General features: G+C 64.7%; 7 protein-coding genes. 4 read left to right on the forward strand and 3 right to left on the reverse strand.

The features are described 5' to 3' along the window. Window positions 1–11: 11 nt before the first annotated feature. Genes EZI54_RS04460 through araD form a run of 3 tightly spaced genes read right to left on the reverse strand, consistent with a single transcriptional unit; the run spans window position 12 to window position 3440 of the window. The gene (locus EZI54_RS04460) at window positions 12–953 is read right to left on the reverse strand and encodes a 2-dehydro-3-deoxygalactonokinase (protein ID WP_131479469.1); all 942 of its coding nucleotides are present in this window, start codon (window positions 951–953) and stop codon (window positions 12–14) included. Continuing rightward, complete coding sequence (locus EZI54_RS04465; RefSeq protein WP_131479471.1) at window positions 950–1714, reverse strand: SDR family NAD(P)-dependent oxidoreductase; 765 nt, start codon at window positions 1712–1714, stop codon at window positions 950–952. The genes EZI54_RS04460 and EZI54_RS04465 overlap by 4 nt, the downstream gene beginning before the upstream one ends. Window position 1715: 1 nt before the next feature. Continuing rightward, window positions 1716–3440, reverse strand: a complete 1725-nt coding sequence (araD, locus tag EZI54_RS04470) for an L-arabinonate dehydratase (protein WP_207389144.1) — start codon at window positions 3438–3440, stop codon at window positions 1716–1718. A 371-nt stretch (window positions 3441–3811) separates the two neighbouring features. Here araD and EZI54_RS04475 point away from each other — a divergent pair, with 371 nt between their 5' ends. From EZI54_RS04475 to EZI54_RS04490, 4 genes are all read left to right on the forward strand, one after another. Continuing rightward, entirely contained in the window at window positions 3812–4600 is a 789-nt protein-coding gene (locus EZI54_RS04475; protein WP_131479475.1) for an IclR family transcriptional regulator, read from the forward strand. After that, on the forward strand, window positions 4597–5484 hold the full coding sequence (locus EZI54_RS04480) for an SMP-30/gluconolactonase/LRE family protein (protein WP_131479477.1): 888 nt from the start codon (window positions 4597–4599) through the stop codon (window positions 5482–5484). Before EZI54_RS04475 ends, EZI54_RS04480 begins: the two co-directional genes overlap by 4 nt. 101 nt (window positions 5485–5585) lie before the next feature. Continuing rightward, the gene (locus EZI54_RS04485; RefSeq protein ID WP_131479479.1) at window positions 5586–7181 is read left to right on the forward strand and encodes a solute:sodium symporter family transporter; all 1596 of its coding nucleotides are present in this window, start codon (window positions 5586–5588) and stop codon (window positions 7179–7181) included. 162 nt (window positions 7182–7343) lie between these two features. Continuing rightward, window positions 7344–8165: a hypothetical protein gene (locus EZI54_RS04490; RefSeq protein WP_131479481.1), complete on the forward strand. Its 822-nt coding sequence runs from the start codon at window positions 7344–7346 to the stop codon at window positions 8163–8165. Window positions 8166–8169 lie beyond the last annotated feature (4 nt).

The following is an 8169-nucleotide window of genomic DNA, read 5'->3' on the forward strand; positions in this document are numbered from 1 at the left end:
GGACCACTCCGTCAGTTGGATTGGGGCAGCCCGGCGCGGGTTGCCAGTTGGTAGAGGCCGTGGGTGACCGCCTGGTCGCCGTCGATGCTGCGGCTGCTCTGGCCATGGCGTTCCAGGGCTTCGGCATAAAGTACTGTCAGGCGCGGATCGCCGATCAGGGTGACGTCGCTTTGCGGCTGTATTGCTTCGACCATGGCGCGCACTTCGTCGCCGATCAGCAAGCCGGAGAGGTAAGCGCTGGCGGTTTCCGGGAGCATGTCGCCCAGTAGCACCTCGGTGCGGGCGCTGAACAGGTGGTGCATCAGGCCGCCGGGGCGGCGAACGCGTTCCAGGCCTCGGCGAAAGGCTTTGGCATCGTGTTCGCCGCCGGCAGCAAAGCGCCGCAGGATGGTGTGCTGGCGCAGGGCCGAGTAGGCGTCCCCGGTCATGCAGGTGCTGAACGACTGCACGGTGCGGCCGTTCAGGCGAACCCACTTGGCGTGGGTGCCGGGCAGGCAGAGGATTTGCTCGCCGCGGGCGTCGGGATCGAGGGCGCCGAGGATCTGGATTTCCTCGCCGCGCATGACGTCCGGGCTGTCGGCCACCGACTGGCCGCGCAGGCCGGGCACAATGTAAGCCGGGTTGGCTTCGCCCAGTGGCGTCACCCGCACCAGGCCGTCGGCGATGTCGTCGAGGCTGGCGGGGCAGGCGAGATAGGGCACTTCCACCAGACCGTCGGCACTGCCGATCATGCCGGCCATCAGCACCGGCACGCCCGGCAGGTGAGGCAGCCAGGGTGAGAGCAGTTCGGTCAACACCGCCGGAAACCCGTCCCGCTCCACGTGCAGGATGCCTTTCGGCGCCTGCAGGCGGTCGATAACGGCGCCGTCGGCGGCGAGCAGGGTGGCGCGGAAGTTACTGGTGCCCCAGTCGACGGCGATCAGGGCACCGGCCTTGAGATCGGCCGCCGTCATACCCGCCCTCCGTCGATGATGTGGCTCTGGCCGGTGATCAGCGCACTGTCTTCGGCGGCCAGGAACAGGGTCAGGCGAGCGACGTCTGACGGATCGATCTTGGTCTTGAGGGCCTGCTGCTGCATCAGTTCCTGCTCGGCCTCATCGGTCAGCCACAGGTCCTTCTGGCGCTGGGTCATCACCCAGCCGGGCAGCACGGCGTTGACGCGGATGTTCTCCGGCCCCAGCTCCCGGGCCAGTCCCTTGGTCAGGCCGACGATGCCCGCCTTGGCGGTGACGTAGCCGGGGTAGCCGTCCAGGCCCAGCAGATAGCTGTTGGAGCTCATGTTGATGATGCTGCCGCCACCGGCTTCGCGCATGGCGTCGCGCACCGCCTGGGTGGAGAAAAAGTGCGGGCGCAGGTTCACCGCCATGCCCTGGTCCCAGTACTCCGGCGAGACGTCTTCCAGCTTGTGGCGGTCGTCCCAGGCGGCGTTGTTGATCAACACACGGATCGGGCCCAACTGGTCCGCTACGGTGCGGATCGCAAACCGCAGGGCCTCGACGTCGCGGATGTCGCAGGGGACGAACAGCGGCTGGCTGGCGTGGTCGGCCAGTGTCTCGCTCAATGCGTGGCCGGCGTTCTCGTCGATGTCCAGAAAGGCGACTTTGGCGCCCTGGTCGGCAAAGGCTTCCACCAGGGCGGCGCCGATGCCGGTGGCGCCGCCGATGATCAGGGCGACGCGGCCAGCCAGGCTCGGGTAGGTGGCGTAGTCGGCCATATCAGTGGGACTCCCGCGTCACGACGTGACCGCTGCTGCCCTTGAGGAAGTCCAGGTCCGCGCCTTCGTCCGCCTGCATCACGTGGTCGATGTAGAGGCGGTAGTAGCCGCGCTTGTGGGGCGATTCGGGCGCCTCCCAGGCCTGCTGGCGGCGGGCCAGTTCCTCGTCGGAGATGTCCAGGTGCAGCCTGCGGGCCTCCACGTCCATCTCGATCCAGTCGCCGTTTTCCACCAACGCCAGCGGGCCGCCTTCATTGGCTTCCGGCGAGATGTGCAGGACCACGGTGCCGAAGGCCGTGCCGCTCATGCGGGCGTCGGACAGGCGCACCATGTCGGTCACGCCTTTCTCCAGCACTTTCGGCGGCAAAGGCATGTTGCCCACTTCCGGCATGCCGGGGTATCCCTTCGGCCCGCAGCCCTTGAGGACGAGGATGGAGTTTTCGTCCACCTCCAGGTTCGGGTCGTCGATGCGCGCCTTGAAGTCCTCGATGGTCTCGAACACCACCGCCTGGCCCCGGTGCTTGAGCAGGCCTTCGCTGGCGGCAGACGGTTTGATGATGGCGCCTTTCGGGCACAGGTTGCCTTTCAGTACGGCGATGCCGGCGGCCGGGCGGACCGGGTTGTCCATCGGTCGGATGACGTCGTCGTTGAAGCATTCCACCTGATCCAGCGCTTCCCCGATGTGCTTGCCGGTGATGCTGGGCGCGTCCAGGTGCAGTTGATCCTGCAGGCGCTGGAGCACGACGGGCAGGCCGCCGTTGTAGTGGAAGTCTTCCATCAGGTACTGACCGGACGGCATCAGGTTGACCAGCAATGGCACCTCGCGACCGAGGCGGTCGAAGTCTTCCAGGTCCAGCTCCACACCCAGCCGGCCCGCAATCGCCAGCAGGTGGACCACGGCGTTGGTGGAGCCGCCGATCGCCGCGTTCACCTTGATGGCGTTCTCGAAGGCCTTGCGGGTGAGGACCTTGGAGATGGTGAGATCTTCGTGAACCATCTCCACCATGCGCATGCCGGTGAGGTGAGCCAGCACTTTGCGGCGGGCGTCCACGGCGGGAATCGAGGCGTTCAGGGGCAGGGCCATGCCCATGGCTTCCATGAGGGACGCCATGGTGGAGGCGGTGCCCATGGTCATGCAGGTGCCGGGGCTGCGGGACATACAGCCCTCGGCGTTGAGGAATTCCGGCAGGCTCATGGTGCCGGCGCGGACCTGCTCGCTGAACTTCCACACGTCGGTGCCAGAGCCGATGTCCTGGCCGCGGTACTTGCCGCTCAGCATGGGGCCGGAGGAGATGACCGTGGTGGGCAGGTCGACGCTGGCGGCGCCCATGACCTGGCCCGGGGTGGTCTTGTCACAACCGCCCAGCAGCACCACGCCGTCCAGCGGGTTGGCGCGAATGGATTCCTCCACGTCCATGCTCAGCAGGTTGCGGAACAGCATGGCGGTGGGACGCATCTGGGTTTCGCCCAGGGACATGGCGGGAAATTCCAGCGGCACGCCGCCGGCCTCCCAGACGCCTTTCTTGACGTGTTCGGCGATGTCCCGCAGGTGCGCGTTGCAGGGGGTGATTTCCGACCATGTGTTGCAGATGCCGATAATCGGCCGGCCGTCGAAGGCGTGATCCGGCAGGCCCTGGCTCTTCATCCAGCTGCGGTGGATAAAGCCGTCGCGGTCGTGCTTGCCATACCACTGCTGGCTGCGGAGCTTGCGGTTATTGTTACTCACTCTGGTCTCTCCCGTGATGCGGTCGTGCCCCGCCATGGCTGTCCGAAGCGACGGCAAGGCCATCCGGAGGGGCCGGATAGCCGGTTGGGCGCAAGAAGGCTTGATATTCCTTAAGGGTAGAAGAAAGGCATGCATAGGCCTTTAAGTTCCAATATATGGAACTTGTGTTCCAATTATGGTTTAGTGTTATCTTCCGACCCGTTCTGTGTCAATACGGGGTGGCTTTATTCAGGTCATTTGACGCCAATGGCTACGCCTTGACCGGCACAATGCCGAAGGTCCATATTGCGGAACCGTCATTTCCGGATATGGAACTGAGTGGTATAAACGCGACACAATAGCGCCACAACAACAAAAGAGGTCCCTCATTCATGTCGTCGATCGATAAGGCGATCCAGGTCCTGGAGACCGTCTGCGACAACCCGGAAGCCATCCGGTTTACCGATCTGGTCGCCCGTCTCGGGCTGCCCAAGTCCACCGCCCATCGCCTGCTCACCACGCTGCTGGACCACGGTCTGGTCCGTTATGACCGGGAAGATCAGCGTTATTCCCCCGGCTACCGCCTGCTGAGCATGGCCCAGCGGACCTGGGAGCGGCTGGATATTCCCAAGGTGGCGCGGGATCACATGCAGCGGCTGCTGCACGAGGCAGGGGAGACGGTCCATCTGGCGGCGGTGGACGGTCACGAGATCATCTACATCGACAAGCTGGAAAGTCCCAAGACGATCCGGCTGTATTCGGCGATCGGCAAGCGGGGCCCCATGTACTGCACCGGCGTGGGCAAGGCCATCCTCGCCTACCTGCCCGAACAACAGCAGGAAGACGTCATCGCCCACACCGAGTTTGTCCGACACACCGCTCACACCATTCCCGACGCCCGGGCCCTGCGCCAGGCGCTGGCGGACATCCGGGTGCGTGGCTGTGCGCTGGACATGGAAGAACACGAGGAAGGCGTGCGCTGCGTGGCGGCGCCCATCTTCAATTTCCGGGGCGAGGTGGTTGCCGGCATCAGCGTGACCTCGCTGGCGTCCCGCATGAGCACCACCCGTCTGCAGGACCTGCAGTCGCTGCTGCTGGAAGTCGCGCGGGACATCTCCCGGGAACTGGGCTACCTGCAACCCAACGACCACAGCCGTCCCGGCGGCCAGGAGGCGTCATGAATTTCGAACCCCTGCTGGATGAGCGCTTCGCGCTGGGCGAAGGCCCCCACTGGGATGCGGCACGGAACGAACTGCTCTGGGTCGACATCGTTGGGCGCCGGGCGTTTGCCTATGGGCCGGACGACGCCGCGCCGCGCAGCTGGTCCTTCGAGGAGACGGTGAGCGCCATCGTGCCGCGGTCCAATGGTCACTACCTGGTGGCCGCCGGGCGTGGGGTCTATGACCTGGATCCCGCGGATGGCCAACTGACGGCTGTGGCCGAACCGGCAGCGGAGCCGCCCGAAAACCGCACCAACGAGGCCCGCGTGGATCCCCGTGGCCGCTTCTGGATGGCCTCCATGCAGCAGAACATCGGCCCCGACGGGGAGAACATCCCGGTGCGCCAGAGCAGCGGCCTGCTGTGGTGCATCGACACGGACGGCAGCGTCCGGCAGGTGGCATCCGGCGTCGGCATCAGCAACAGCCTGGTGTGGAGCCCGGATGAAACCCGCATGTACTTCGCCGACACGCTGCAGGGCGTGATCTGGCAATACGACTGGGAGGCCGACACCGGCGCCGCCCGCAACCGCCGTGTGTTTGCGGCCACCGAGGGCTACGGCAATCCGGACGGCTCGGCCATGGATGAGGACGGCTGCCTGTGGAACGCCCGCTGGGGCGCAGGCTGCCTGATCCGCTATCGGCCCGACGGCGAGATCGACCGGATCGTCGAGGTGCCCGCGCGCTGCCCCAGCAGCTGCGTGTTCGGCGGTCCGGATCGCAAAACGCTTTACGTCACCACCGCCCACGCGGAATTGACGCCATCGGAACGCGGGCCGCTGGACGGCGTGCTGCTGATGGCCGAGACCGATGTGGTTGGCCAGGCGTGTACAGCCTTTAAAGGCTGATGTTTCCGAACGTGCGACGGGACGGACTCTTGCTGCCCGGGTGGTGCAGCGTCGCGCATTGAATTCACTGAACTGACGTTTTCTAAGAACAAGGACAAGCTATGCATGCACTTACCCTGATCTCGTTCCTGTTTTTTACAGGGCTGGTCGCACTGATCACCTGGGTGGTCACGCGCCGTGACGACCACGACAGCACGCGCGGCTATTTCCTGGCCGGTCGTAGCCTGACCTTCCCGTTCATCGCCGGGTCGCTGCTGATGACCAACCTGTCCACCGAGCAGATGGTGGGCCTGAACGGCTCCGCGTTCACCGACGGCCTCAGTGTGATGGCCTGGGAAGTGGTCGCGGTCATTGCGCTGGTGCTGTTGGCGCTGTTCTTCCTGCCGCGCTTCCTGCGCAGTGGGATTGCCACCGTGCCGCAGCTGCTGCGCGAGCGGTTCGATCCGGGCACCCAACTGATCTGTAACATCATCTTCCTGCTGGCCTACGCGGTCATCCTGCTGCCGATTATCCTGTACTCCGGCGCGGTGGGGCTCCAGGGCATGCTGGACCTGCCGGGGCTGACCGGTATCCAGTCGCACACCACACTGCTGTGGGGCACCGTCTGGGTTGTGGGTCTGATCGGCTCGGTCTACGCCCTGTTCGGTGGTCTGCGCACGGTTGCGGTGTCCGACACCCTGAACGGTGTGGGGCTGCTGATCGGTGGTTTCGTGATCGTCTACTTCGGCCTGCAGGCGGTCAGTGACGGTACCGGCGTGATGGCCGGCTGGGACATCCTCAAGCAGACCAACCCGGACAAGCTGAACTCCATCGGCGGTGCGGACCAGCAGGTGCCGTTTGCCACGCTGTTTACCGGCGTCTTCCTGATCAACGTGTTCTACTGGACCACCAACCAGCAGATCATCCAGCGGACCTTTGCCGCCAAAAACCTCGCCGAAGGCCAGAAGGGCGTGCTGCTGACCGGTCTGTTCAAGCTGCTGGGCCCGCTGTATCTGGTTATTCCGGGCATCATCGCCTATCACCTGTATGCCGGTGACGGCATCCGCGCGGACGCCGCCTACGGTCACCTGGTCTACAACGTGCTGCCGCCTTACCTGACCGGCTTTTTCGCCGCGGTGATGGTGGGGGCGATCCTGTCCTCGTTCAACTCGGCGCTGAACAGTACCACCACGCTGTTCAGTCTCGACCTGTACAAGGGCGTCATCAACAAGGACGCCACCGACGAGCAGGTGGTCAACGCCGGTAAGATCTTCGGCTGGGTCATGGCCATTGCCGCCATGCTGATCGCCCCGATGCTGGCGGGTCAGGAAAGCCTGTTCGGCTACCTGCAGAAGATGAACGCCATGTACTTCATCCCGATCCTGTCCGTGGTGCTGGTGGGCCTGCTGAGCAAGCGCGTGCCGTCCATTGCCGCCAAGATCGCCCTGATCGGCGGCTGCGCGATCATCGGTCTGGTCTACTTCGTGCCGCCGTTCACAGGCATCCTCGACGCGATCAACGACTTCCACTTCGTCGCGCTGGTCTTCGTACTCCTGGTGGTCGGCATGCTGCTGATCGGCAAGATCGCCCCGCGGGCCACCGCCTGGGTGCAGCAGGACAGCGGCCAGGTCGACCTGACGCCCTGGAGTGGCGCGATCCCGTCCGGCATCGTGCTGGTGATTCTGGTGATTGCCATCTATGCGGCGTTTGCCGGTTGATACAGCGGCGTTGAATGACGCGCCCTGAAACAGGCGCCGACGGGTCGATCGGGCAACTGATTGACCCGTCGGCGCCTTTTTTGTGAGGCGGCGTCCTACGGTGTTGGCAGATCCTCGCGCTTTGCTTTAGTGTCGATGCCGGACTTCACACGACGACAACCGATGAAACGCCGACTGACTTTTCGCCCGTTCCTGTTTGCGCTGCTGCTGATCAGCCCCCTGGTTTACGGCGCTTGCCCGAAAGATCCCGCGACAGCGTATGAACAGTTGTACTGCGATATCCAGGCCAAAGGCGGCGGGTCGACGTTGCCCTCGTTCGAGGACTTTCGCCGCAACTCCCCTCAGGTCCAGGCCCTGCTGCTCAAGCGTCCGGCGGCTCGGCTGGGGTTGTCGGTGCCCGGGCCCGAGGCGGCGACATCTCAATCGGCGAAGCCTTCCCCTCCGGGCACTTCAGAGCGCCCAAAAACCGAACCCGAATCCGGGCCAACGCCTCCGCCGGCTGTGGCTTCGGCATTCGAGGGCTGTCAGTTGGGTGGGACGGTCATTCGCTGTCCGTCGGCCCGATACGAACTGGCAACCAATCAGGCGAATTCGGCCCTCCGTGCCGGCGTGCTGGATGACGATAATCGCCTGGGTTTGAGTGCCTATCGCGGAGACCTGTCGGACGAAACGGCGGTTCGCGCCTACCTCTCCGACGCCTACGACCGCTACATCGCCAAGATGCTGGAGATCGGTCTGGGCGGCACCACCATGAGCTTCACCCGCTTCTACAACAGTTTTCGCCGCCACGAGGCGAAGGGCATCGACTTTGCCCAGCGGATGGACGAGACGTTCGACTACCTCAAGCAGGACAAGCGCACCCTTGGAGTGAACCGCAAACCGCCGGACGAGCTGCCGAAGAGTCTGAAAAACTGCGCACCCTCCGGCGCCCGGGTGATCGTGTGCGACAATGTGGCGACGAACTGGGTGTATGTCCGCGACTGAGTGT

The sequence above is a fragment of the Marinobacter halodurans genome, from assembly GCF_004327985.1.
Lineage (GTDB): Bacteria > Pseudomonadota > Gammaproteobacteria > Pseudomonadales > Oleiphilaceae > Marinobacter_A > Marinobacter_A halodurans.

Excerpts from the sequence above, each read along its gene's own strand:
- EZI54_RS04490 (WP_131479481.1), top strand. The coding sequence starts at position 7,344 with ATGAAACGCCGACTGACTTTTCGCCCGTTCCTGTTTGCGCTGCTGCTG.
- EZI54_RS04475 (WP_131479475.1), top strand. The coding sequence starts at position 3,812 with ATGTCGTCGATCGATAAGGCGATCCAGGTCCTGGAGACCGTCTGCGAC.
- EZI54_RS04460 (WP_131479469.1), bottom strand. The coding sequence starts at position 953 with ATGACGGCGGCCGATCTCAAGGCCGGTGCCCTGATCGCCGTCGACTGG.
- EZI54_RS04465 (WP_131479471.1), bottom strand. The coding sequence starts at position 1,714 with ATGGCCGACTACGCCACCTACCCGAGCCTGGCTGGCCGCGTCGCCCTG.
- EZI54_RS04480 (WP_131479477.1), top strand. The coding sequence starts at position 4,597 with ATGAATTTCGAACCCCTGCTGGATGAGCGCTTCGCGCTGGGCGAAGGC.
- EZI54_RS04485 (WP_131479479.1), top strand. The coding sequence starts at position 5,586 with ATGCATGCACTTACCCTGATCTCGTTCCTGTTTTTTACAGGGCTGGTC.